Raw genomic sequence first — 24,785 nt, 5'->3', positions numbered from 1 at the left:
CCGGGAGACTGCGCATGCTGCCTCAACTCTTCTTCGCAACCAACGTGATCGAACTCGGAATCCTGACGAATGACGACATCCAGGTTTTCTTTGACGGGACTGCCGAGCACGCGCGTGACGCTCGATTGATCGGAGGGACATCGACGAGCCTTGAGGATGCTGGTTCGGAGATCCAGTACCGCCTCCTCGACGGTGTGGGTGTTGCCGAGCACATTCCCAGGCTGCAGAGCCTCTATGAGAATGAGTTCCGTGAGATTGCCCAGCGGGTGTTTGGCCGAGACCTCATCCCGTCGCCCAACATCGTGAACGGCGCCAACGTCAACCTTCTCGAGGGCGCAGGCGGTCGCTACGAGTGGCACTACGACAGCAACCCGTTCACCGGCCTCCTTGTACTCTCCCCAGCATCGGCCAGCCTCGGTGGCCGATTGCTGTTCGGCCGGGATTATGACGTCCAAGTGGCATTGTCGATGCGTCCCGGCGACCTGCTGTTTTTCGACGCTCGGAAGTCTGCGCATGCCGTCGAGGCGTTGCAGGGAGCCTCGTGCCGCGCAACCGCGCCGATGAACTACTTCGCCGAGGGTGAGCGCATCGTTCGTCCCCCCGACCTCGACACGGCGCTCTACGGATGACCGTATACACCTCGAATTCAAATCCTCCAGGGCTGCTCAACCCACCTGAATCGAAGACCGAGTGGATCATTCGGTTGCGGCCCGTTGGTTCACAAGAGACCGCGCTGGTTGGCGGGACTGCACGGCGGTGAGGGGGAGCCAGTCGTCCAGCCCAAGGTTGAGTTGCCCCGTCTGTCCGGGCCGCTAGAGGCTCCGGACGCAGAGGGGGACGACAGTGGGTCAAGTTACGCCCGGGGCGATGTCTGGATCGGGTTGGACGATGCCCGGCCATCGGCTGGCCGAACCGGGCGACAATTCATCCGGAGGCGGTCAGGGCGGCGGACTGGCGCGCGATCGCCAGCTCCTCGTTGGTCGGGACGACCATGACGAGGGGGGTCTGGGCGGGGGTCTCGACAGGCTCGACCAGCGAGGGCGGCGCGACCAACGGGTGCGGCTCGGCCGGCTTCCGGACCGAGATCACGCGTGCCTCGTCCGACCGGGTCTCGTTGGCTGCCGGGTCGATGGTCAGGCCGAGGAACTTCAGCCCGCGCACCACCCCCGAGCGGATGCGGTGGTCGTTCTCGCCGACGCCGGCGGTGAACGTCAGCACGTCGATACCGCCCAGCACCGCCGCATACGCGCCCACGTACTTGCGCAGCCGGTGCAGGTAGACGTCCAGCGCGAGGCGCGCGTCCCCGTCACCGCTCTCGACGAGCTTCCGCAGCTCACGCATGTCGCCTACCCCGGACATGCCGAGCAGGCCGGAACGCTTGTTGAGCAGGGTGTCGACCTCGTCGCCCGACATCCCGCCGCGCACCAGGTGGAAGATGATGCCCGGGTCCAGGTCGCCGGAGCGGGTACCCATGACGAGGCCTTCGAGCGGCGTCAGGCCCATCGAGGTGTCGACCGGCGCGCCACCCAGCACCGCCGACGCCGACGCGCCGTTGCCCAGGTGCAGCACCACCTGGCGCAGCGTCTCGGGGCCGCGTCCCTCGGCTGCCAGCTTGGCGAGGACGGCCGGATGCTCGGCCACCGCCGACGACACGAACTGGTGCGATGTCCCGTGGAACCCGTAGCGGCGCACGCCGTGCTCTGCGGCGACCTTGCGGTCCAGCGCGTACGTCGAGGCCGCCTTCGGAAGCGTCGTGAAGAACGCCGTGTCGAACACGGCGACGTGGGGCACGTGCAGCAGCTCGCGCGCCACCTCGATGCCCGTCACGTTGGCCGGGTTGTGCAGCGGCGCCAGCGGGATGAGATCGCGCACCCCGGCGACGACGTCGTCGTCGATCAGGGTGGGGGCGCTGAACACCTCGCCGCCGTGCACCACCCGGTGCCCGACGGCGGCGATGCCCGCCTCCGCGAGGGACGGACCCACCTCGTCGAACAGGCCCATGACGATCCGGAGCGCCTCGCCGTGGTCCGGTACCGGCAGGTCGCGCACCACCTCGTTGCCCTTGGCCTCGTGCTTGACCCTCCCGCCGGCCTCGCCGATGCGCTCGACGATGCCTCCGGCGAGCGCCTCGCCCGACGCGGGGTCGACCAGCTGGTACTTCAGCGAGGAGGAGCCGGAGTTGAGGACGAGGACTGTGGTCATTCGGACTCCTTGGTCTGGGCCTGGATCGCCGTGATCGCCACCGTGTTCACGATGTCCTGGACGAGCGCGCCGCGGGACAGGTCGTTCACCGGCTTGTTCAGGCCCTGCAGCACCGGGCCGACGGCGACCGCACCGGCCGACCGCTGCACCGCCTTGTAGGTGTTGTTGCCGGTGTTCAGGTCGGGGAAGACGAACACGGTGGCGCGCCCGGCGACGTCGGACCCGGGCAGCTTGGACGCGGCGACCGAGGCGTCCACCGCTGCGTCGTACTGGATGGGGCCCTCCACGTCGAGCTCCATGTCGGCCTGGGTGATGCGCTCCCGGACCAGCTCGGTGGCGGTGCGCACCTTGTCGACGTCGGCGCCCGTGCCCGACGTGCCGGTGGAGTAGGAGAGCATCGCGATGCGCGGTTCGACGCCGAACTGCCGGGCGGTGGCCGCCGACGAGATGGCGATGTCGGCGAGCTCGGCCGACGTCGGATCGGGGATGACGGCGCAGTCGCCGTACACGAGCACCCGGTCCTCGAGGCACATGAGGAAGACGGAGGACACCGACGACGTGCCCGGCTTCGTCTTGATGATCTCGAACGACGGCCGGATGGTGTGGGCGGTCGAGTGGGCGGCGCCCGAGACCATGCCGTCGGCGAGGCCGAGGTGCACCATCATCGTGCCGAAGTAGGAGACGTCGGTGACGATCTCCCGCGCGCGCTCGACGGTCATGCCCTTGTGCGCGCGCAGCCGGGTGTACTCCGCCGCGAACTTCTCCACGTGCTCGGGGTCGTGCGGCGACAGGACGCGGGCGGCCTCGATGTCGAGGCCCAGCTCGGCGGCGCGGGCGCGGACCGACTCGGCGGAGCCCAGGATCGTGAGGTCCGCGATGTGGCGGGCCAGGACCGTCGACGCGGCGCGCAGGATGCGGTCGTCCGAGCCCTCGGGCAGCACGATGTGCCGGCGGTCGGCGCGCGCCCGCTCGATGAGCTGGTACTCGAACATGAGCGGCGTGACCACCTCGGGCCGCGGCAGGTCGAGGCGGGCGGCGAGCGCCGCGGAGTCGACGTTCCGCTCGAACAGGGCGCGGGCCGTCTCGACCTTGCGCACCGAACCCTTGTCCACCCGGCCGCGGGTCTCCGCCGCGGCGCGGGCCGCACGGTACGTGCCGAGCTCGGTGGTGATGATCGGCAGCTTGGGGCGCATCGCCTCCAGCAGCTCGGCCGGGCGGCCCCGCGGGTAGAACCCGCCGTTGAGGATGATCCCGGCCAGCGACGGGAACGACGGCGTCATGTGGGTGGCGAGCAGCCCGATCAGCAGGTCGATCCGGTCGCCCGGGGTGATGACCACCGCGCCGTCGGTCAGCCGTTCGAGCAGGTGCTCGAAGCTCATGGCGCCGACCTGCAGCTCGAGCGCCTCGCGGCCCAGCAGCTCGGGGTCGCCCAGGACGAGCGTGCCGTCGACGGCCTCCAGGAGCTGGCCGACGGTCGGGGCCTGCAGGAACGGCTCCTCGGGAATCGTCCAGACGGGCAGGTCGGGCTGCGCCTCGGCCAGCAGGGTCCGCACGTCCAGGGCGCTGTGGGTGTCCGCGCGGTTGACGACCAGCCCGATCGCCTGCGCGTGGTGCGCCGCCAGCTCGGCGAGGCTCACGTCGGCCAGGGCGCGGATGTCCTCGGGGGTGCGCTCACGGCCCGAGACCACGAGCAGCACGGGGGCACCGAGATTCGCCGCGATACGCGCGTTGAACGAGAGCTCGGTGGGGCCCGCGACGTCGGTGTAGTCGGTGCCGAGCACCACCACCGAGTCGCAGCGTGCCGCGAGGTCGTGGAACCGGGACACGATGCGGCTCAGTGCGGCCTCGGGGTCGGCGTGCAGGTCCGCGTAGGTCACGCCGACCGCGTCGTCGTAGGCGATGTCGACGCCGTCGTGCTCCAGGAGGAGCTCGAGGACGTGGTCGCGTTCGCCGCTCGGGTCCTCGGTCTCGGCGGCGCGTGACACGGGCCGGAAGACCCCTACCCGCTGGCCCTTGCGGACCAGCAGGTCGAGGACTCCCAGCGCGACCGTCGACTTTCCGCTCTCGCCCTCCGGGCTCGCGATGACGATGCTGCGGGTTGCGCCGGTCACATGTGGCTCCGTGTTCGCTCTGTTTGATCTCGCAGGCGTCGGATCTCGCATGACGCCGGATCTCGCATGGCGAGATCTGCTGCTACTCGTTGTCTCCACCGGTGCCGAGCGTAGCGTCAACCTGGCCGCCGTCCGCCAGGTCCTGGGCGTCCGGCCAGACCCAGTCGCGCACCTCGGGGATGTCGTCACCGTGCTCCCGGGTCCATGCGCGCGCACGAAGTCGCGCGTCCTGCATGCGCTGACGCAGTCCGGCCTGTGCGCTGCCGAGCGACGGAACCCGGTCGATGACATCGATCACAAGGTGGTACCGGTCGAGGTCGTTGAGCATGACCATGTCGAACGGCGTCGTCGTGGTGCCCTCCTCCTTGTACCCGCGCACGTGGATGTTCGGGTGACCCGCCCGCCGGTAGGTCAGGCGGTGGATGAGCCACGGGTAGCCGTGGTAGGCGAAGATGATCGGCCGGTCGTTCGTGAACAGGCCGTCGAACTCGGAGTCCTTGAGACCGTGCGGGTGCTCGGACGCGTCCTGCAGCCGCATCAGGTCCACGACGTTGACGACGCGCACCTTCAGGTCGGGCAGCTCGCGGCGCAGGATGTCCGCGGCGGCGAGCACCTCCATGGTCGGCACGTCGCCCGCGCAGCCCAGGACGACGTCGGGCTTCTCGCCCGCCTTCTCGGTGCCCGCCCACTCCCAGATGCCGAGACCGCGCGTGCAGTGCTCGATCGCGGACTCCATGTCGAGGAAGTTCGGCGCCGGCTGCTTGCCCGCGACCACGACGTTCACGTACTGGCGGCTGCGCAGGCAGTGGTCGTAGGTGCTGAGCAGGGTGTTGGCGTCCGGCGGCAGGTAGACCCGCACGATCTCGGCCTTCTTGTTCACGACGTGGTCGATGAAGCCGGGGTCCTGGTGGCTGAACCCGTTGTGGTCCTGCCGCCACACGTGGCTGGAGAGCAGGTAGTTCAAGGACGCGATCGGGCGCCGCCACGGGATGTCGTTCGTGACCTTGAGCCACTTGGCGTGCTGGTTGAACATCGAGTCGATGATGTGGATGAACGCCTCGTAGCTCGTCAGCAGCCCGTGCCTGCCGGTCAGGAGGTAGCCCTCCAGCCAGCCCTGCACCTGGTGCTCGCTCAGCATCTCCATGACGCGGCCCGCGCGGGCCATGTGGTCGTCCACCTCGGGCCCGATGTACTCGGCGTTCCACTGCTTGTCGGTCGTGTCGTACACGGCCTGCAGGCGGTTCGACGCGACCTCGTCCGGGCCGAAGATGCGGAAGTTGTGGGGGTTGAGCCGGATCACGTCGGTGAGCCACTCGCCCAGCACGCGTGGCGCCTCGGACGACGACCCGCCGGGCACCGGCACGTCCACCGCGTACTTGCGGAAGTCGGGCAGGCGCAGGTCCTTGAGCAGCAGCCCGCCGTTCGCGTGCGGGGTCGCGCTCATCCGCAGGTCGCCGTCCGGCGCCAGCTCGGAGATCTCGGGCAGCACCCGGCCGTCGTCGTCGAACAGCTCCTCCGGGCGGTACGACCTCAGCCACGACTCGAGCACCCGCAGGTGCTCGTCGGTGTCGCGGGCGTTCGCGAGCGGCACCTGGTGCGCGCGCCACGAACCGGTAGTCTTCTTGCCGTCGATCTCGGCCGGGCCGCTCCACCCCTTGGGAGTGCGGAACACGATCATCGGCCAGGCGGGGCGGCTCAGGTCGCCCTGCGCGGCACGCGCCTTGATCGCGGCGATCTCGTCGAGCGCCTCGTCGAGCAGGGCCGCGAACCGGCGGTGCGTCTCGAGCGGCGGCTCGCCCTCGTCGTACCCGCCCTCGAAGAAGTACGGCTTGTGCCCGTACCCGACCATGAGGTCGCGGAGCTCCTCCTCGGGGATGCGCGCGAGCACCGTCGGGTTGGCGATCTTGTAGCCGTTGAGGTGCAGGATCGGCAGCACCGCGCCGTCCTCGGCAGGGTTGAGGAACTTGTTCGAGTGCCAGGAGGTGGCGAGCGGTCCGGTCTCGGCCTCGCCGTCGCCCACCACCGCCGCGACGAGCAGGTCCGGGTTGTCGAAGGCCGCGCCGTAGGCGTGGCTGAGGGAGTAGCCGAGCTCGCCGCCCTCGTGGATCGAGCCCGGTGTCTCGGGCGCGACGTGGCTGGGGATGCCACCGGGGAAGGAGAACTGGCGGAACAGGCGCTTCACGCCCTCGGTGTCCTGCGTGATGTCGCTGTAGACCTCGGAGTAGGTGCCGTCCAGATAGGCCGAGGCGACAAGACCCGGCCCGCCGTGGCCGGGGCCCGTGACGTAGACCGTCTTCTGCTGCCGCTCCTTGATGGCGCGGTTCAGGTGCGCGTACAGGAAGTTCAGGCCGGGCGTGGTGCCCCAGTGGCCCAGCAGCCGGGGCTTGACGTGGTCCCGGGTGAGCGGCTCGCGCAGGAGCGGGTTGTCGAGGAGGTAGATCTGGCCGACCGAGAGGTAGTTCGCGGCCCGCCACCATGCGTGAATGCGCTCCAGCTCGGCGGGCTCCAGCTCGGCGACGCCGGTGGCGTGCCATCCGGTGGTGGGGGAGTCGGGGAGTGCTGTGGTCGTCATCGCTCACGCTCCTACGGGAGTTACGTGCGGGATCTGTGCCGGGTTGTCTGTTCGTTCATTCGAACGCAGAACTGCTCGGCACGCGATAGGACCGTCCGGACCTGGGTGTGTGAGATGTCAGACGTCGGGTCCACAGGGGTGACCTGTGCTTCTGACACCTCGGTGGGCGGTTACCGTTGACTTCATGCCTGTCAGTGCCTCCAGCACACCGACGCAGACGGCGTCCGACGCCGATGCGCACCCCGAGCGCCGCACCTTCCTCCAGGTCGCCCGGCAGCCCCGCATGATCGGCCTGCTGCTGGTGTTCGTGCTCGCGGCCCTCGTGTGCGGCAGGCTCGGCGCATGGCAGCTGGACCGCGCGTACGAGCGTGCCGAGCTCGCCGCGCAGCAGCAGGCCGCGGAGGCCGTGGCCGCCGGGCCGTCGTGGCTGGGTGACGTGCTGGCGCCGCAGGAAAGCTTTCCCGGCGAGCTCGTGGGGCGCGAGGTCCGGGTGGCCGGCGAGTTCGAGGACTCCGGCCCGCTGCTCGTCCCCGGCCGCGTCCTGGACGGGGACACCGGTTACCTCGTCCTGACCCCCTTCCGGGTGACCGACGACGGGACGGGCGGCGCCTCCTGGGCCGATCTCTCCGGTGCGCCGGTGCTCGCAGTGGTCCAGGGCTGGGTGCCGGCACCCGCCGACGCCGAGGCGCTGACCCTCCCCGAGGGCGAGGTCACGCTGACGGGCTGGCTCCAGGTGGGCGAGTCGACGTCGGGCAGCGCCGCCGTGGTGGACGGGCAGACCGAGCAGATCGCCCTCAGCGCGCTCGTCAACGAGTGGGGCGGGCCGATCTACACGGGCTACCTCGTGGCGAACGGAGGGCCGGGCTCGCCCGAGAGCGGGGGAGTCGCTGCCCTGCCGCGACCCACCATCGACGGCGGGTCGGGCGCCAACCTGCAGAACGTGTTCTACGCGCTCCAGTGGTGGGTGTTCGGCGGGTTCGCCGTGCTCCTGTGGATCCGTCTGGTGCGGGACGAGATGGCCGGCGGACGCCGCGGCGGCGAGCCCACCGACGCCGACACGGGCATCGCCGGACTGCCGTCCGCGTGACCGTCAGCCCTTGACGCTCTCCAGCATCTGGCCCACCGCCTGCTCCAGGACCGCGCGGGGCATCGCCGCGTTCAGCCGCACGAAACCCCGGCCGGCGTCGCCGCACTCACTTCCGTCGACCAGGACGACGCCCGCCCGCTCGCGGAAGTGCGCGACTGCGCTCGCGGGTCCGCCCGGGAGGTCCAGCCCCCGGCAGTCCAGCCAGGCCAGGTACGTCCCCTCGGGCGCGCGGTAGCCGATCCCGGTCCCGTCGAGCAGCTCACCCAGCCGCGTGACGTTGCCGTGCAGGTAGGCAACGAGGTCGTCCAGCCAGTCCCGACCCTCGGTGTAGGCGACCCGGTTGGCCAGCATGCCCGGCGTCGACGCGCTCTCCTCGATCCGTTCGGCACCTGCCTCGTTCCAGAGCTTCACGTCCGCGTCGTTGGACAGGACGACCTGCGCGCACTTGAGGCCCGGCAGGTTCCAGGCCTTCGAGGCCGAGGTCGCGGTGAGGGTGTGGCCCGCCGTCGTCTCGTTCAGGGATGCGTACGGGACGTGCCGGCGGCCCGGGTAGACCAACGGGGCGTGGATCTCGTCGGCGAAGACACGCCCGCCGTGGCGGTCGACGACCTCCGCGACGGCCAGCATCTCGTCGGGCTCGAGGACCCGGCCGATCGGGTTGTGCGGGTTGCACAGCACCAGCAGGTGCCCGCCCGCGCGGAACGCGTCGTCGAGCGCGTCCAGGTCGTACGTGTACCGGCCGTCGGCGTCGCGCAGCATCGGGACCTGGATGAGCTCCCGGCCCAGCTCGCCGGGCAGCGTCTGGAACGGCATGTACGAGGGGGCGGGCACGATGACCGGTGAACCGGGGCGCGAGAAGTGCATGATGGTGTGCACCAGCGCGGTCAGCACGTCGGACACGGGGCGCACCCGTGCCGGGTCCACCGTCCAGGAGTACCGGTCGGCGGCGAACGCCGCGTACGCCTCGGCGGTGCCCGTCACCAGGTGCCGCGGGAGGTAGCCGAACATGCTGCGGTCCACGGCGTCGTGGAGCGCGGCGGCGATCGGGGGCGCGACCGGGAAGTCCATCTCTGCGACCCAGGCCCCGATCTTGTCGGGAAAGGCCGTCCACTTGAGGCTGCCGTTGTCGCGCAGCCGCTCGGCGGTGAGGGCGTCGAAGTCGTAGGCGTTCACCTTCGCATTGAACCAGGTGCGCCACGCTCGCCGTCCGGGTGCCCAGGGGTGCGCAAGGATGGCTATCTGTGACAGGCGCCGAACCTGGAGGACGACGATGAGCGACACCGGATCGTGGACCGGACCCTGGACCGGGTCTGCCTGGTTGGAGCACACCGTGCTGGCCGTGCCGCTCGCCCGGCAGGTCGCGGGGAGCGAGGTACGGGCCGGGCTGGACGCCGGTCTCGACGTCGACCTGATGACCGACGGGTTCGTGATGGAGCTCGTCTCGGCGGAGCTCATGGCGCGGGTACAGGCCGGTGACCTGGCGGCTCGCGAGGCGATGGTCGCGCTGGGCGCGCTGCTGGAGGCCGGCCCGCCGGTCGTCGGCGAGGACATCGTCAGCGCGTACCTGATCCACGTCCCGTCGCCCGGTCAGCCGGGCGGGGAGATCGCCGACGGGCTGGGCCCGCGCGTGCGGGCCGCGCTCGACCAGGACCGTGACCACCGGAACGAGCCGGCGGTCGCCGCGTTCCTCGACCGGCTGCTCCAGGCGGTGCCCGCACTCCGCCCGCTCGCCGACGCCGAGCGTTACGGCTACCACGACGAGGTGCTTGTGCACCCGTTCCTCAGCGACGTCGCCGAGCGGGAGGTCGCTCTGCTCACCGGCGGGGCGTCCCTCGAGATCGACGACGACTGGACCGAGGAAGAGCGGGCCGAGGCGCTTCGGCTGTTCACCTCCGCGGCTCCGGACCCCGCGGCGGAGGTGCGGGCGGTGCTCGACTTCTTCGAGGCCGAGCTCGGCTCCGCCCCCGAGGTCGACGAGCTCGTCACCGCGGCGTTCGTCGAGATGCTGCCGGACGAGGACGAGCCGGGCGGCGAGATCCTCGGGCTGCTCGGTCCCCGCCTGCGCGCCGAGCCGCGTCAGGCCAGGTAGCGCTTCTCCAGCGCGACGAGCTTCGTCTCGGCCTCGGTGTGGATCTTCTTCTCGAGCACGAACGACATCACCGGGACGACGCCGGCGATCACCATCGTGACCAGGCGGCCGAAGCCCCAGCGCATCTTCGACCAGAGGTCCGCGACGGTGACCAGGTACACGACGTAGATCCAGCCGTGCGCGAACGGCACCCAGGCGATGAACGGCATGACGCCTTCGACGTCGGTCACGGCACCCAGGCCGTACTTGATGCCGAGCTCGACGCAGAGGATCAGCAGCATGACACCGGTGACGAGCGCCATGAAGCGGTAGCGGGCCATGGCGCCGCGGGCCTTGCGGATCGCGACTGCCGCGGCCTCGGCGGAGATGTCGGGAGTGGTCTGAGGGGTACTCACAACCATCGAGGATATGCCTCTTCCGGGGGTGGTCCCTGCCGTCGACGCCACCGTCCGGATAAAGCGTGGATCAATGTCAGTGGTCCTCCGTACGGTGTTGGTCGTGCGCTCCCTCCCCCTTGCCGATCCCGGCACCCCGCCGCTGCGCGGACCACTCACCCTGCTCCTGTGGCTTGCCCGGAAGCAGGTCCGGGTGCTGCTCGTCGCGATGCTGTTCGGCGTGGTGGGCTTCACCTGCAGCGCCTTCCAGCCGTTCTTCCTTGGGCGGATCATCGACAGCGCCTCCGCATCGGGGCTCGACCGGACCACGTGGAGCTGGGCCGGTCTGATGCTCGGCGTCGGCCTGGTGTGGATCGCGGCCAACGCGATCGGGCACCGGTGGGACATCGCGGCGTGGATGCAGGCGGCGTTCCGCACGTCCCAGCTGGTGACGCGCACCGTGTCCCGGTCAGGGCACAACATCACCAAGGAGCTGCCCACCGGTGAGGTGGTGTCGTCGGTCGCCAACGACACGATGCGCATCGGTGAGATCTTCGGTATCGCCGCTCAGACGATCGGCAGCATCGCCACCTACGGCATCGTCGTGGTGCTGATGCTCAACCAGTCGTTCACCCTTGGCCTCGTCATCGCGCTCGGGCTCCCGGTGGTCGCCGCCATCCTCGCCCTGCTGGTCAAGCCGCTGCAGAAGCGCCAGAAGGAGCAGCGCGACGCACAGGGCCGGCTCACCACGCTCGGCGCCGACACCGTCTCCGGCCTGCGGGTCCTGCGCGGCATCGGCGGTGAGAAGGTCTTCACGGGCCGGTACCGGACGCAGTCGCAGAAGGTGCGCCAGACCGGTGTCGACGTCGCGGGCACCCAGTCCGTGCTCGACGCCCTGCAGATCCTGCTGCCCGGGCTCTTCATCGCGCTCGTCGTGTACCTCGGCGCGGTCGAGGCCATCGCGGGGCGGATCACCACTGGTCAGCTCGTCGCGTTCTACGGGTACGCGTCCTTCCTGTCGTGGCCCGTCCACCTGCTCGTGCAGTCGGTGAACGTGGTGACCAAGGCGCACGTCGCTGCGGGCAAGGTGATCAAGGTGCTGCAGGTCGTCCCGGCCACCGGCGCCGACGCCTCGACCGCGGAGATGCCGCCTGCCGACGTCCCGCTGGTCGACGAGACGTCCGGCGTCACGCTCCGGCCCGGTCGGGTGGTCGCCCTGGTGAGTGCGGACCCCGACGAGTCGGCGGACGTGGCGATCCGGATGGGCCGGTTCGACGACGCGGGCGAGGTCGGCACCCCGGTCACGCTCGGTGGCGTCCGGCTGGCCGAGCTCGACAAGGACGAGCTGCGGGAACGCATAGTCGTCGCGGACGCGACGCCGTCGCTGTTCTCGGGCAGGCTCGCGGGCGAGCTCGACGTACGGGACTCGGCGAACGCCGAGGCCCTGCTGCGCGCCATGCACATCGCCGACGCGCACGACGTGCTGGACTCGCTGCCCGACGGTATCGACGGCGAGATCCCGGAGAAGGGGCGCTCGCTGTCCGGCGGCCAGCGGCAGCGGGTCGCGCTGGCCCGGGCGCTGCTCACCGATCCCGAGATCCTGATGCTGATCGAGCCCACCTCGGCGGTCGACGCCCACACCGAGGCGCGCATCGCGCAGCGGCTCACCGACTGGCGTCGTGGCAGGACCACCCTGATCGTCACGGCGAGCCCCCTGGTGCTCGACCACGTGGACGACGTGATCTTCCTGGAGGACGGGAGCGTCGTCACGCACGGGACGCATCGCGAGCTGCTGGACCTGCCCACCACCGCGGAGGGCGGGCGTGAGGCAGCCCGCTACCGCCGGGTCGTGGGCCGGTCGCTGGACGACGACCTCGACCTGGAGCTCGACGAGCTGCTGGACACCGCCAACGCACAGGAAGGAGGCACGGCATGAGCACCGGAAAGATACTGCCGATCGCGGACGCCGCGGAGACCTGGCGGTACACGCGCGGGCTGCTCGCGCGGCACCGGGCGCCGCTGGTCGTCATCACCGTGGCGAACACGGTGGCCGCCGTTGCCGGGCTGGTCGGTCCGTTGGTGCTGGGGAAGCTCGTCGACGCGGTCATCGACGGGACCACCGTCGAGGTGGCGCGCAACCTGGTGCTCGTCGCGGCCGCCGCCGTGGTGCTGCAGGCGCTGATCACCCGGTTCGCGCAGCGGCGCGCCATGGTGTTCGGCGAGACGGTGTTCGCCGACATGCGCGAGGAGTTCGTCGAGACCGTCACCGCGCTGCCGTTGTCCACCGTCGAGACCGCGGGCACGGGCGACCTCATCGCCCGCACCACGCGGGACGTCGGCCGCATCCAGAACGCGGTGCGATTCGGTGTGCCGCGCCTGGTGATCGCCGTGGTCACGCTCGTGCTGACGGTCGTGATGAGCATGATCGTATCGCCGCTGGTCGCGCTGGGCATGTTCGTGGGTGTCCCGGTGCTCGTCACGGTGGCGCGCTGGTACCTCAAGCGGGCGACGCCTGCCTACCAGCGCGAGTCCGCCGCGTACGCGCGGCTCGACGGCACGGTCACCGAGTCGGTGGAGGGCGCACGCACCATCGACGCGCTCAGGATCGGCCGCCGGCGGACCACGCGTGGCGACGAGGACCTGCACGAGGCGTTCGAGGCGGAGCTCGGCACCCTCAACCTCCGGACCGTGCTGTTCCCGGGTGTGGACTTCGCGTTCATGCTCGCGCCCATCACTGTGCTCGTCTGGGGCGCGTTCCTGGCGTCCGAGGGCACCGTGACCATCGGCATGGTCGCCACGGTCGTCATGTACGCCTACCAGCTGCAGGGGCCGATCTGGGAGCTCATCTTCTGGCTCGACGAGATCCAGGTGGCCGCGACCTCCCTGTCGCGGATCATCGGCGTCCGATTGGTGCCGGCCGACCGCACGGCGGGCGACGCGGTACCGGTCGACGAGGAGGTGCGCGGCGTCGACGTCCGCTATGCCTACCGGGCGGGCACCGACGTACTGCACGGCATCGACCTCGACCTGCGGGTGGGGGAGCGGCTGGCGATCGTCGGGCCCTCGGGCTCGGGCAAGTCGACGCTCGGCCGCATGCTGGCCGGCATCCACCCGCCCACCGGCGGCACGGTGAAGGTCGGCGGCGTCCCGCTCGTGGACCTGCCGCTGGAAGACCTGCGCAAGCACGTGGCGCTCGTGACCCAGGAGCACCACGTGTTCGTAGGGTCGCTTGCGGAGAACCTGCGGCTCGCGAAGATCGACGCCGGCGACGACGAGCTGATGGACGCGCTGCGGGCGGTCGACGCCCACGGCTGGGTCGAGTCGCTCGACGACGGTCTCGCGACGGAGGTCGGCTCGGGCGGGTACAAGCTCACCCCGGCCCAGGCGCAGCAGATCGCGCTCGCCCGGCTGGTGCTGCTCGACCCGCACACGCTCGTCCTCGACGAGGCGACGTCGCTGCTGGACCCCCGCGCGGCCCGGCACCTGGAGCGCTCGCTCAACGCGGTGCTCGAGGGCCGCACTGTGGTCGCCATCGCGCACCGCCTCCACACCGCGCACGACGCGGACCGTGTGGCGGTGCTCGACGGCGGCCGCATCACCGAGATCGGACCGCACGACGAGCTGGTCGCGGCGGGCGGCGAGTACGCGAAGCTCTGGCACAGCTGGCAGCACGAGTAGTCCTCGGCTGCTGCTCCTCGGCCGCCTACCCAGGGATCGGGCCCGAACTCATGCGGGTTCCGGGCCTGATCCCTGGGTAGGCGCGGACCTTCAGCCCGACCGCCAGCCCAGGCCCGCCGAGATCCGGGCCGCGGCGTCGTGCACGATGGGCGCGAGCGTCTCGAGGCGCTCCGGCGGCATGTAGGGCCGGGTCGCCGTGATGCTGATGGCCGCGACGATCGAGCCGGACGTGTCCCGAACCGGCGCCGCGACGCAGAGGATGCCTGGTTCGTTCTCCTCCAGGTCGAACGCCACCCCGCGGCCGGCCGACGCCCGCATGACCTGCACGAACGCGTCGACCGTCAGGACGTCCTGCGCGAGGCCCTGCCCGGCGGTGACCGGCCGCTCCGCGAGGAACCGCTCGCTCCAGCGGCCGGGGCTGTCCAGGAGCAGCGCCTTGCCGATGCCGGTCCGGGTCAACGGCATACGGTGCCCGATCTGCGAGCGCATGACCGCCCCGCGGGTGCCAGGGATCTTGTCCAGGTAGAGCACCTGCCCCCGGTCCTCGATCGCGAGGTGCACGGTGTCGTGGACCCGCTCGGCCAGCGTGCGCAGCACGGGCGCCGCGATGGAGGTCACCGGATTCTCCTGCAGCGCCTGGTAGCCGAGCTCGATCAGGGCGGGGCCGAGCGCGTACGCACCGTCGTCGAGCTGGCGGAGGTAGCCCGTGGCGAGGAGCAGCTGCAACAGGCGATGCGTGGTGCTGCGGCCGACTCCGGTCTCCTCCGCGATCTCGCGCAGCCGGGTCCTGCCACGGGCCACCGCGTTGACGACGGCGATGCCGCGGGCGAGCGTCTGGGTGCCCGGAGGAGCCGCGGCGATCTCGTCGCGGACGTGCGTGCCCGGAGCGTCGAGCGCGGACGACGTGGGGGCGACTGATGGGCCGGTCACCACTTCACCGTATCCCGATAATAGGGACGTGGTTCGCATAGTCGGGACGTTGCTCCTACCGTCCAGGACATGGCTGACGACGGACCGAAGCGCGACGCCGCGCTGGTCGCACTCGACTGGGGAACCACCACGTTTCGCGCCTGGCTCCTGGACGGCACGGGCGCGGTGCTCGACAGCATCCGGACGGCCGACGGCGCCCTCACGATCTCCGGGCGATCCGAATCGGCCCGGGTGCGGGCGCTCGCGTTCGAGGACACGTTCCGGCGGCTGTGCCGGTCCTGGATCGATGAGCACCCCGGGGTGCCCGTGCTGTGCGCGGGGATGGCGGGGTCCAACCACGGTTGGGCCGAGGCCGGCTACCTCGACGTCCCGGCGGATCTCGGCGACCTGGCGCAGCACCTGACGGTGGTGCCCGCGGGGGAGTCCGTGGTCCACCTGGTCCCCGGCCTGCGGGTCGACCGGCCCGACCCGGACGTGCTGCGGGGCGAGGAGGTGCAGCTCGTCGGCGCGCTGGCTGAGGTCGCCGAGGGTCCGGCGACGGTAGTCCTTCCCGGCACGCACTCCAAGTGGGTGCGCCTCGACGGCACCCGCGTCACGGGCTTCACCACCGCCATGACCGGCGAGCTCTACGGCCTGCTGATGCGGGACAGCATCCTCGCGCGGCTCGCGACGGGGCAACCAGGTACCGAGGTCACTGAAGCGTTCACCCGCGGGCTCGACGCCGAGGACGCCCGCGGCGAGGAGCGCGGCCTGGCCGCGCTGCTCTTCACGGCGCGGCCGCTCGCCCTCGCCGGCCGGCTCGAACCCACCGAGATCGCCGACTACGTCTCCGGCCTGCTGGTCGGTTCCGAGGTGCGGCACATGCTGCGCGGCACCGCGGCCGGCGTCGTCGCGCTCTGCGGGCCACCGGCGACCGAGCACCGCTACCGCTTCGCGCTGGAGCGGGGTGGCGCCTCCGTCCGCACCGTCGGGGAGGACGCCGCGGCCCGCGGGCTGTGGGGCATCGCCCTCGACGCGGGCCTTGCCGTACGCCCGTCGGCGACGTCGGGGGTCACCTCGGCGAGCACGTCACCAGGCAACCCGACAGCGAAGGGCCAGCCCGCATGACCTCCCGCCCCACAGGCCTCGTGGCCATCCTGCGCGGGGTGACGCCCGGCGAGGCCGTCGCCGTGGCGGAGGCGATCTTCGCCGCGGGGTTCGACGCCGTCGAGGTGCCGTACAACTCCCCGGACCCGCTCGAGTCGATCCGCCGGATCCGCGCGGCAGGCCCGGCGGACCGCCGGGTCGGGGCAGGCACCGTCCTCACCCCGGACGACGTCCGCCGGGCCGCCGACGCAGGCGCCTCCCTCATCGTCTCGCCGAACACCCGGCCCGACGTCGTCGCGGAGACTGTCCGGCTCGGCCTCGAGAGCTATCCCGGGGCGGCGACGCCTACCGAGGCGTTCACCGCGCTCGATGCGGGCGCGCGTGCCATCAAGCTCTTCCCCAGCTCGGCGGTAGGCATCGACGGCATGCGGGCGTGGGCGAGCGTTCTGCCGGCAGGCACCGCGCTCGTACCCGTCGGCGGTGTCGACGCCGCGAATCTGAGCAGCTGGGCACACGCGGGCGCCGCGGGTGCGGGCATCGGCACGTCCCTCTACCGCCCGGGCGACCCACCGGATGTGGTCGGCACGCGGGCGGCCGAGCTCGTCCGGATCTGGTCCGCCGCGACGGCCTAGTCCTCGCAGTCCGACCCCCACAGCACAACGACAACACAAGCAAAAAAGCTGAGAGGCAAGCCGTGAAGATCACGTCGATGACGACCTATGCCGTCCCGCCCCGCTGGCTCTTCCTCAAGATCGAGACCGACGAAGGCGTGGTGGGCTGGGGCGAACCGGTGCTGGAGGGACGCGCCGCGACCGTCGCGGCCGCCGTCGAGGAGCTTTCCGACTACCTGATCGGCCAGGACCCCCGGCGGATCGAGGAGCACTGGACGGTCCTGTACCGCTCCGGGTTCTATCGAGGCGGCGGCATCCACATGAGTGCGCTCGCCGGTATCGACCAGGCACTCTGGGACATCAAGGGCAAGGCGCTCGGCGTCCCGGTGCACGACCTGCTCGGCGGCCGGGTCCGTGACCGCATCAAGGTCTACTCCTGGATCGGCGGCGACCGGCCCGCCGAGACGGCGGCCCAGGCCAAGGCCGCTGTCGAGCGCGGCTTCTCGGCGATCAAGATGAACGGCCCGGAGGAGCTGCAGTACCTCGACTCACGCGACAAGGTGGAGAAGGTAGTCGCCAACGTCGCAGCGGTGCGGGATGCCGTCGGCCCGGACATCGGCATCGGCGTCGACTTCCACGGGCGGGTGCACCGGCCGATGGCGCGCGTGCTGCTCGACGCGCTGGCGCCGTACCACCTGATGTTCGTCGAGGAACCGGTGCTCACCGAGCACGTGGACGGGATCGCCGACGTGCTGCGCAACTCGGCAACGCCGATCGCGCTCGGCGAGCGGCTGTACTCGCGGTGGGACTTCAAGGACGTCATCACGTCGGGCGTGGTCGACATCATCCAGCCGGACCTCTCGCACGCCGGGGGCATCACCGAGGTCCGCAAGATCGCGGCCATGGCCGAGGCCTACGACATCGCCGTCGCCCCGCACTGCCCGCTCGGCCCGATCGCGCTCGCGGCCTGCCTGCAGCTCGACGCCGTCGCCTACAACGCGGTGATCCAGGAGCAGAGCCTCGGCATCCACTACAACACCTCGAACGACCTGCTGGACTACCTGGTCGACCCGGCGGTCTTCGCGTACGAGGCAGGCTCCGTCGCGATCCCGCAGGGCCCGGGCCTCGGGATCGAGGTGGACGAGGACTACGTGCGCGAGCGCGCGGTGGAGGGTCACCGCTGGCGCAACCCCGTGTGGCGGCACGCCGACGGCTCGTTCGCGGAGTGGTGACGCGCTACCGGGCCGACGCCGCGACCGGGCCGACGGCGAGGTGCGGGACGTAACACCGGTGTGAGGCGCCGGGCCGCCGCCCGGCACATAGACTTGTGCTCGTGACGTCACCCGCCACCGCTACCTCCGGTCAGCCAGAGAATCAGCCCCAGACCCCCCGCCCGGTCATCGTCGTCGACTTCGGCGCGCAGTACGCCCAGCTGATCGCGCGCCGGGTGCGCGAGGCGAAGGTGTACTCGGAGATCGTGCCCCACACGTTCACGGTGGAGCAGATGCTCGCCAAGGACCCGGCGGCCATCATCCTGTCCGGTGGTCCCTCGTCCGTGTACGCGGCGGGCGCCCCGTTCGTCGACCCCAAGCTGTTCGAGGCCGGTGTGCCGGTCATGGGCATCTGCTACGGGTTCCAGGCCATGGCGCAGGCGCTCGGCGGCGAGGTCGCCCAGACCGGCCTGAGCGAGTTCGGCGGCACCGAGGTCGAGGTGTGCGCCTCCGGCGTCCTGCTCGCCGGCACCCCCGAGCACCAGACCGCGTGGATGAGCCACGGCGACGCCGTGCACAAGGCCCCCGTCGGGTTCGAGGTGCTCGCGACGTCGGTCGGCGCTCCCGTCGCCGCGTTCGAGGACACCCGCCGCCGTCTGTACGGCGTGCAGTGGCACCCCGAGGTACGGCACTCGGCGCACGGCCAGACCGTGCTCGAGCACTTCCTCTACGAGGGCGCTGGGCTGAAGCCCGACTGGACCCCCGGCAACGTCATCGCCGACCAGGTCGCCGCCATCAAGGCGCAGATCGGTGACGCCCGCGTCATCTGCGCGCTGTCCGGCGGCGTCGACTCCGCCGTCGCCGCCGCGCTCGTGCAGCGGGCCGTCGGGGATCAGCTGACCTGCGTGCACGTGGACCACGGCCTCATGCGGGCCGGCGAGGTCGAGCAGATCGAGAACGACTTCGTCGCCTCGACCGGCGTCCGCCTCATCGTCCGCGACGAGAAGGAGCGCTTCCTGACGGCGCTCGCGGGCGTCAGCGACCCGGAGACCAAGCGCAAGATCATCGGCCGCGAGTTCATCCGCGTCTTCGAGGACGCGCAGCGGGACATCGTCGCCGAGGCCGGCGAGCACGGCGAGGACGTGAAGTTCCTGGTGCAGGGCACCCTGTACCCGGACGTCGTGGAGTCGGGCGGCGGCGAGGGTGCCGCCAACATCAAGAGCCACCACAACGTGGGCGGCCTGCCCGACGACCTGGACTTCGACCTCGTCGAGCCGCTGCGCACCCTGTTCAAGGACGAGGTGCGTGCGGTGGGCCGCGAGCTCGGCGTGCCCGAGGAGATCGTCTCGCGCCAGCCGTTCCCGGGCCCGGGCCTGGGCATCCGGATCGTCGGCGAGATCACCGCCGAACGCCTGGAGATCCTGCGCCGCGCCGACGCGATCGCCCGCGAGGAGCTGACGAAGGCCGGCCTGGACAACGAGATCTGGCAGTGCCCGGTCGTGCTGCTCGCCGACGTCCGCTCGGTGGGCGTCCAGGGCGACGGCCGCACCTACGGTCACCCCATCGTGCTGCGCCCGGTCTCGTCCGAGGACGCGATGACGGCGGACTGGACCCGACTGCCGTACGACGTGCTGTCGACCATCTCGACGCGCATCACCAACGAGGTGCGTGAGGTCAACCGCGTGGTGCTCGACGTGACGAGCAAGCCGCCGGGCACCATCGAGTGGGAGTGACCTCCTGCGGCCCCGTCCCTTCCCAGGGGCGGGGCCGCGGTGCTTCACGGAGGCCGTCTCAGCCGCCGCTGAGCCGCGCCCACGTCAGCCCGATCATGGCTCCGAGCAGCATGTACGGGCCGAACGCGATACCGGTCTTCCAGCCCGCGCGCCGCCCGAGGAGCAGGACTATCGCGACCATGCCCGCCAGGAGATGCGCGGCGAAGACGCCGACCAGGAGCGTGGTCCACGAGTGCCACGTGAGGACCGCGCCGAGGCTCAGGGCGAGCTTGACGTCGCCGTACCCGATGCCCCCGCGCGGCGCGACGAGGTAGAGCACCTGGTAGACGGCGAAGAACGCCAGGCCGCCCAGCGCCGCCCGCCCGAGCGAACCCCAGTCGCCGGTGCCGAGCGCGGCGAGGGCGAGCAGCGCCGCCGTCGCCCAGTTCAGGGGGAACACCAGCGCGTTCGGCAGCCGGTGGGTGTGCGCGTCGATGACGCCGAGCGCCGCGCCCGCGACGGCCAGCACGAGATACGCCGGCGTGAGCCAGCCCGGGCCGCTCGCCCATACGGCCCAGATCACGGCCGGCACGGCGACCACCGCGATGGCCCGCGGGTACGGCGTCACCTCGGCCCGGGCCCGCCGGTACAGCCGGACGGCGAAGGGCGCGGCAGGGCTCGTCGCGGCAGGCTCGGTGGGGCTCACCGAGCGAGGCTATCGGCGGTCCTGGATTAGTGCAGCACAGTCCGAGTGGCTTCGGCCTGGACCGGCAGAACTTGTGCGGTCTAGAATGCTTACGTTCTAGAATGCGTCATGCCCTGGGAAGTCCTCTTGCACCCGGAGGTCGAGCGATTCGTCCTCGACCTCAACGACACCGCGTATGACCTGGTCTCGGCTCGGATCGATCTGCTCGTGGAACACGGACCGCAGCTAGGTCGTCCGTCGGTCGATCGGTTGTCCGGGGGCTCGGTGCACAATCTGAAGGAATTGCGGGCCGACACGGTCCGGATACTCTTCGTCTTCGACCCGGAGCGCCGCGCGTGCTTACTGGTGGGCGGCGACAAGGCCGGGTCCTGGAACGCGTGGTATCCGCCGGCGATCGCGCTCGCGGAGAAGCGATACTCGGAGTGGCTGGCGAGCGGAAGGATGAGCGATGACTGAGCGCTACAGCAACTGGCGAGACGTCAAGGCCAAGCGACCCACCTCTCCGGAGCGGGAGGCGGCGGCGAAGGACCGGAGTGATCGAGAGATCACGGCGTATCGACTCGCCCAGATCCGGGCCGACCAGAACATGACGCAGGCGGTCGTCGGAGAGGCGATGGGTGTCTCGCAACGTCGTGTGTCCGCGATCGAGCATGGTGATGTCTCGCGGAGCGAGTTGGGAACTATCGAGGCCTATGTCGCGGCACTGGGCGGTCGTGTCCGAATCGTCGCCGACTTCGGCGACCGCACCTACGACCTGTCAGCCTGACACCGGCCTGATTCACAGCGGTCTCACGCCCGCGCCAGCGCCGCGGCCTCCTTGTACGCCCGCTCCGTCACGGCCAGGACCTCCGCCCAGGCCACGCCTGACGGCGGGGTCGCCGCCCGCATCAGCAGCCCGTCGAGCAGGCCGGGTTCGGTCGCCAGCCGGACGAGCGCGGTGGTGAGCGCGGCGTCGTCGGGCACGACGAGGCCCGTGGCGCCGTCGACCACCCGCTCGGCCACACCGGAACCCGCGCGGGTGACCACCGTCAGACCCGCGGCCTGCGCCTCGAGCGCGGCGAGACCGAACGCCTCGGCGACGGCGGGCGCGGCGAAGACGTCGGCGCGCGCGTAGAGCCGCTTGAGCTCGGTGCCGGAGAGTCGCCCGGGCAGGGAGACGACGTCGCGCAGCCCGTGCTCCGCGACGAATCGTCGCGCCGCCGCACGTTCGGGGCCGTCCCCGGCGAGGGTCACGAACAGGGCGCCCGCGGGGAGCCGGGACGCGGCGTCGGCGGCGGCGGTGAGCAGCGGCAGCATCCGCTTGCGCGGCGCGAACCGCGCCGCGGACACCACGTGCACCGCCGAGCCCTCGGGCCGGTCGGCGCGTTCCGTGCGTGGCACCCGCCATGCGTCCAGGTCGAGGCCGTTGGGCAGGATCGCGACGTCGGCCAGGCCGGCTCCAGCGCCGGCACCCGAACCGGCGTCCGGGCCCACGAGCCGCCGCAGCGGCTCCGCCGTCAGCTCGCTCACCGCCGACCAGCGCACGGGCAGACGCGACCAGCGGACCACGGCGTCGGCGGCGGCGAACAGCCGCCAGGCCGCACCCCACACGCTGTGCACGGTCAGCACGGCGGGCAGCCCCAGCCGGGTCACGGGCCTCAGCGCGGCCTGCGCGGTCGGGGCGAGCACGCCCATGTGCAGGTGCACGACGTCGGGCCGCTCGCCCCGCGCGATCGCCGCCCGGAGGCGGGCGGTCACGTGGGCGGTGGAGCGCGGGTGGACGGGCCAGCCGCCCGGGATGCGGGCGGCGATGCGGTGCACGGTGACGCCGTCCCGGACGGTGGTGCTCACCCCGTGCCCACCGGGGGTGGCCGGGGTGGTGGTGATGACCTCCACCTCGTGACCGGCCGCCGCCTGCTGGCCGGCGAGTCGGCTCACCTGGGCCTCGATCCCGCCGAGCAACGGTAGATAGGTGTCCGACACGTGAGTGATACGCACGCTGGTCATCCTCGCACCGAGGGCGCCCGGTGGTACGGCGTACGCGGGAAGATCCCGCCCGTGCCACCCAGGTCGGGTGGCGCGGACGGGATCTCCTTTCCTGCTGGTCCGGTCCTAGCGCCGGCGGATGCTCGAGACCACCGATCCGACGACAAGGATCACGCCGGCCGCACCCAGCAGCAGGATGAGCGCGACGCCCACGTCGAACATCACGCCGGCGGACACCGCGAGGATGCCCAGGCCGACGGCGATCACTATCAGCCCCCACACCGCCGTCCCGACACGCGGGCCGCGCCGCGCGGCCGCCTTGGTCGGCTGCTCCTCCGCGGGCCGCGCCTGCTGAACCGGCTGTGCCCGTGTCGGCTGTGCTTGTCCCGGCTGTGACTGGGCGGGGCCGGACGCCGGAGCGGTCGTCCCGGACGCCGGGTCACGCAGTGCGGCGAGCGGGTCGGAGTCATCGCGCGCCGGGGCATCCTGGACGACGGTGGCCGCCGCTTCCTGCTCCTGTACCCGTGCCGCGGCGACGCCGTAGGCCGGGTGCACCTCTCCCTCGGGCGCGGGGCCCTGGGGCAGCCGCTGGGTGGCCTGGGCGATCTCCTGCGTCGGCGGGGTCTCCGCCGCGGGCAGCACCTCGGTGGTGCCCGGGTCCTGCGGGTTCTTGTTGTCCATGGTTTCGCTCGTGTCCTGGCCCTCGGGCCGGCTCGGGGTCTTGCTCGGGTTCTCGTGGTCGCTCGTGTGCTCGGTCATGGCGCGCTCCCTCACTTGATCTCGCTCACGATGACTTCGCCTGCGCCGGCCTCGATGTCGAGGGTCAGCACCGCGCCGTCCTCTCCCACCTCGTCGCTGGCGAAGTAGGTGTCCGATCCGACGCCGCTCGCGGCCCGGTCATGGTCGTCCACGTTCCACTGGACGTGCCCTGCGGCGACGTAGGCGTTCGCGTCCACGGCGATGTCCGCGGGCACGTTCACGACGGTCTGGCCTGCGCCGAGCTGGATCGGCACGACCACCGGATCGCCCGGCTCGACCTTGGACAGGTCGAGCTCGGTCAGGTCGATGGTGGGGTCGCCCCACTGGACGTAGAAGCCGTTCTCCGCCTCCCGGACGGTCTGCACCATGATGGTGCCCTCCGTGATGGTGGCCGCGTCCGGGTTGTTGGGGCCGGATACGTAGCCCTCGATCTCACGGCTGCTCGTCATGGCGTCGTCCACCCAGCGCGGGCCCACGGCGTCGGCGACCGCCACGTAGGCGACACCGAACAGCATGGCGACTATCGCGAAGAACCCGAGCACACCGCTGGTGCGGCTACGCATGGCCGAGACGAGGATCGCGATGCCGAGCGTGACGGTCCCGAGGCCCAGCCAGACGGAGCCGAGCTCGCCGATGCCGTCGGGCAGGCCGAAGGCGTTCATCCGCTGGAGGCCCAGGAGGAGAGCGCCGACCAGCAGGATCACTCCCATCGTGACCCCGACGGTGGTGCCGCCCGGGCCACGGTGCACGCGAGCAGGGGGCGGTGTGTAGACCGGCTGCGGCGGGATCGTCTGGGTCGGGTTCGACCGGTACGGTGCCTGCGTCTGGCGGTAGGGCGCCGGGCCTGCGCCGGTCGCGTAGACGAGGCCGTCGGGCCGGCGGTACTCGACCGGCGGTGCGGGTGTGAAGTGGGCGGACGTGCCGGGCTCGCCGGGACGCTGCGGGGCGGAACCGATGGGCGCACCCGGAGCCTGCGGGCCGGGAGCCTGCACGCCGGGGGTCTGCACGCCCGCGGCGGGAGTGCCCGGGGTGGGCACACCGGGGTTCCCCGCGACCGCGCCGGTACGGAGGGCGGCGTTGTCCCTGCGCCGCTGCACGCCCTGCACGATCAGGTAGAACACCACACCCAGGACGGCCAGCCAGAAGAGGAAGGCGAGCCACTCCCAGCCGTTGTCGTCCCACCAGCCGGACGGTCCGCCCCAGGCGAAGCCCGTGAGGAACACGGCCACCGAGCCGAGCATCGCCACGTCGAAGTTGCCGCGCGTCGCCTCCTGCAGGTGGATCCGGCCGTCGCGTTCCGGCAGCAGCGCCCAGCCGATGCCGTACAGGATGAGGCCGAGCCCGCCGAGGAAGAAGCTCACGACCAGGATGCCGCGGACCAGCAGCGGGTCCCAGCCGATGCGCTCGGCGACGCCGCCCGCGACGCCGCCCACCCAGCGCTGCTCGGAGCGCGGGAACAGCCCGCGGCGGATGGAGGCGAAGAAGCCGGACTCCGGGTAGGGCTTCTGCCCGGGTGCGACAGGTGCAGGATCGACCGTCGGGTCGGTCGCTGGATCGACTGCTGGCTCGAAGGCCGGGCCGGCGTGCTCGGCGTCCGGGCCGACCGGCCTGGCGTCGGCCGAACCGCCCGGCTCGTTCTTGGCGCCCTCTGGACGCGTCTCGTCGGTGCTCATGCCTCAATGCTGCGCGCCC

General features: G+C 71.4%; 21 protein-coding genes. 11 read left to right on the top strand and 10 right to left on the bottom strand.

Features of this window, described 5'->3' with window-relative positions:
- Positions 1-14 precede the first annotated feature (14 nt).
- The gene (locus tag AB0F70_RS04145; RefSeq protein ID WP_357443905.1) at positions 15-629 is read left to right on the top strand and encodes a 2OG-Fe(II) oxygenase; all 615 of its coding nucleotides are present in this window, start codon (positions 15-17) and stop codon (positions 627-629) included.
- 295 nt (positions 630-924) lie between these two features.
- Here the strand turns inward: AB0F70_RS04145 and AB0F70_RS04140 are convergent, their stop codons facing one another.
- The 3 genes from AB0F70_RS04140 to AB0F70_RS04130 are packed head-to-tail and all read right to left on the bottom strand — an operon-like array spanning position 925 to position 6,885.
- Positions 925-2,202 (bottom strand): acetate kinase, encoded by a 1,278-nt coding sequence (locus AB0F70_RS04140; RefSeq protein WP_357443903.1) that lies wholly within the window; start codon positions 2,200-2,202, stop codon positions 925-927.
- Positions 2,199-4,364, bottom strand: coding sequence for a phosphate acetyltransferase (gene pta / locus AB0F70_RS04135; protein WP_357443901.1), 2,166 nt, complete (start codon positions 4,362-4,364; stop codon positions 2,199-2,201). Before pta ends, AB0F70_RS04140 begins: the two co-directional genes overlap by 4 nt.
- 31 nt (positions 4,365-4,395) lie before the next feature.
- Positions 4,396-6,885, bottom strand: a complete 2,490-nt coding sequence (locus AB0F70_RS04130) for a phosphoketolase family protein (RefSeq protein WP_357443899.1) — start codon at positions 6,883-6,885, stop codon at positions 4,396-4,398.
- Positions 6,886-7,069: 184 nt separating this feature from the next.
- Here AB0F70_RS04130 and AB0F70_RS04125 point away from each other — a divergent pair, with 184 nt between their 5' ends.
- Positions 7,070-7,972 carry an SURF1 family protein gene (locus tag AB0F70_RS04125; protein ID WP_357443897.1) on the top strand — a complete coding sequence of 301 codons (903 nt, stop codon included), beginning with the start codon at positions 7,070-7,072 and terminating at the stop codon, positions 7,970-7,972.
- Positions 7,973-7,975: 3 nt separating this feature from the next.
- Here AB0F70_RS04125 and AB0F70_RS04120 read toward each other — a convergent pair whose 3' ends face one another.
- Positions 7,976-9,145, bottom strand: a complete 1,170-nt coding sequence (locus tag AB0F70_RS04120; protein ID WP_357443895.1) for an aminotransferase class I/II-fold pyridoxal phosphate-dependent enzyme — start codon at positions 9,143-9,145, stop codon at positions 7,976-7,978.
- A gap of 97 nt (positions 9,146-9,242) precedes the next feature.
- Here AB0F70_RS04120 and AB0F70_RS04115 point away from each other — a divergent pair, with 97 nt between their 5' ends.
- On the top strand, positions 9,243-10,061 hold the full coding sequence (locus tag AB0F70_RS04115; RefSeq protein ID WP_357443893.1) for a hypothetical protein: 819 nt from the start codon (positions 9,243-9,245) through the stop codon (positions 10,059-10,061).
- On the opposite strand, the gene AB0F70_RS04110 is transcribed toward AB0F70_RS04115, so the two are convergent.
- Positions 10,049-10,462: a DUF3817 domain-containing protein gene (locus tag AB0F70_RS04110; RefSeq protein ID WP_357443891.1), complete on the bottom strand. Its 414-nt coding sequence runs from the start codon at positions 10,460-10,462 to the stop codon at positions 10,049-10,051. The two genes, AB0F70_RS04115 and AB0F70_RS04110, sit on opposite strands and share 13 nt — an antisense overlap.
- Positions 10,463-10,529: 67 nt before the next feature.
- Here AB0F70_RS04110 and AB0F70_RS04105 point away from each other — a divergent pair, with 67 nt between their 5' ends.
- The gene (locus AB0F70_RS04105) at positions 10,530-12,371 is read left to right on the top strand and encodes an ABC transporter ATP-binding protein (protein ID WP_357443889.1); all 1,842 of its coding nucleotides are present in this window, start codon (positions 10,530-10,532) and stop codon (positions 12,369-12,371) included.
- Entirely contained in the window at positions 12,368-14,113 is a 1,746-nt protein-coding gene (locus AB0F70_RS04100; RefSeq protein ID WP_357443887.1) for an ABC transporter ATP-binding protein, read from the top strand. Before AB0F70_RS04105 ends, AB0F70_RS04100 begins: the two co-directional genes overlap by 4 nt.
- A gap of 90 nt (positions 14,114-14,203) precedes the next feature.
- Here the strand turns inward: AB0F70_RS04100 and AB0F70_RS04095 are convergent, their stop codons facing one another.
- On the bottom strand, positions 14,204-15,043 hold the full coding sequence (locus AB0F70_RS04095) for an IclR family transcriptional regulator (protein ID WP_357443885.1): 840 nt from the start codon (positions 15,041-15,043) through the stop codon (positions 14,204-14,206).
- Between the two features lie 69 nt (positions 15,044-15,112).
- On the opposite strand from AB0F70_RS04095, the gene AB0F70_RS04090 reads away from it, so the two are divergent.
- The 4 genes from AB0F70_RS04090 to guaA all read left to right on the top strand — a co-directional run bounded on the left by AB0F70_RS04090 (position 15,113) and on the right by guaA (position 19,684).
- Positions 15,113-16,150 (top strand): 2-dehydro-3-deoxygalactonokinase, encoded by a 1,038-nt coding sequence (locus AB0F70_RS04090; protein ID WP_357443883.1) that lies wholly within the window; start codon positions 15,113-15,115, stop codon positions 16,148-16,150.
- Positions 16,147-16,761, top strand: coding sequence for a 2-dehydro-3-deoxy-6-phosphogalactonate aldolase (locus AB0F70_RS04085; RefSeq protein ID WP_357443881.1), 615 nt, complete (start codon positions 16,147-16,149; stop codon positions 16,759-16,761). The genes AB0F70_RS04090 and AB0F70_RS04085 overlap by 4 nt, the downstream gene beginning before the upstream one ends.
- Positions 16,762-16,823: 62 nt before the next feature.
- Positions 16,824-17,972, top strand: coding sequence for a galactonate dehydratase (dgoD, locus tag AB0F70_RS04080; RefSeq protein WP_357443879.1), 1,149 nt, complete (start codon positions 16,824-16,826; stop codon positions 17,970-17,972).
- Between the two features lie 101 nt (positions 17,973-18,073).
- The gene (gene guaA / locus AB0F70_RS04075; protein ID WP_357443877.1) at positions 18,074-19,684 is read left to right on the top strand and encodes a glutamine-hydrolyzing GMP synthase; all 1,611 of its coding nucleotides are present in this window, start codon (positions 18,074-18,076) and stop codon (positions 19,682-19,684) included.
- A 58-nt stretch (positions 19,685-19,742) separates the two neighbouring features.
- Here guaA and AB0F70_RS04070 read toward each other — a convergent pair whose 3' ends face one another.
- Positions 19,743-20,369 (bottom strand): A24 family peptidase, encoded by a 627-nt coding sequence (locus AB0F70_RS04070; protein WP_357443875.1) that lies wholly within the window; start codon positions 20,367-20,369, stop codon positions 19,743-19,745.
- Between the two features lie 108 nt (positions 20,370-20,477).
- Between AB0F70_RS04070 and AB0F70_RS04065 the strand changes: the two genes are divergently transcribed.
- Positions 20,478-20,825 (top strand): type II toxin-antitoxin system RelE/ParE family toxin, encoded by a 348-nt coding sequence (locus AB0F70_RS04065; RefSeq protein WP_357443873.1) that lies wholly within the window; start codon positions 20,478-20,480, stop codon positions 20,823-20,825.
- A complete protein-coding gene (locus AB0F70_RS04060) occupies positions 20,818-21,135 on the top strand; it encodes a helix-turn-helix transcriptional regulator (RefSeq protein ID WP_357443871.1) in 318 nt (105 codons plus the stop codon). Before AB0F70_RS04065 ends, AB0F70_RS04060 begins: the two co-directional genes overlap by 8 nt.
- Positions 21,136-21,158: 23 nt before the next feature.
- Here AB0F70_RS04060 and AB0F70_RS04055 read toward each other — a convergent pair whose 3' ends face one another.
- From AB0F70_RS04055 to AB0F70_RS04045, 3 genes are all read right to left on the bottom strand, one after another.
- Positions 21,159-22,346 (bottom strand): glycosyltransferase, encoded by a 1,188-nt coding sequence (locus tag AB0F70_RS04055; protein ID WP_357443869.1) that lies wholly within the window; start codon positions 22,344-22,346, stop codon positions 21,159-21,161.
- A 114-nt stretch (positions 22,347-22,460) separates the two neighbouring features.
- The gene (locus AB0F70_RS04050) at positions 22,461-23,093 is read right to left on the bottom strand and encodes a hypothetical protein (protein ID WP_357443867.1); all 633 of its coding nucleotides are present in this window, start codon (positions 23,091-23,093) and stop codon (positions 22,461-22,463) included.
- An 11-nt stretch (positions 23,094-23,104) separates the two neighbouring features.
- Positions 23,105-24,766 carry a PspC domain-containing protein gene (locus AB0F70_RS04045; protein WP_357443866.1) on the bottom strand — a complete coding sequence of 554 codons (1,662 nt, stop codon included), beginning with the start codon at positions 24,764-24,766 and terminating at the stop codon, positions 23,105-23,107.
- Positions 24,767-24,785 lie beyond the last annotated feature (19 nt).

It is taken from the genome of Promicromonospora sp. NPDC023805 (assembly GCF_040639635.1).
Lineage (GTDB): Bacteria > Actinomycetota > Actinomycetes > Actinomycetales > Cellulomonadaceae > Promicromonospora.
This window is presented reverse-complemented; position numbering and strand designations above follow the sequence as displayed.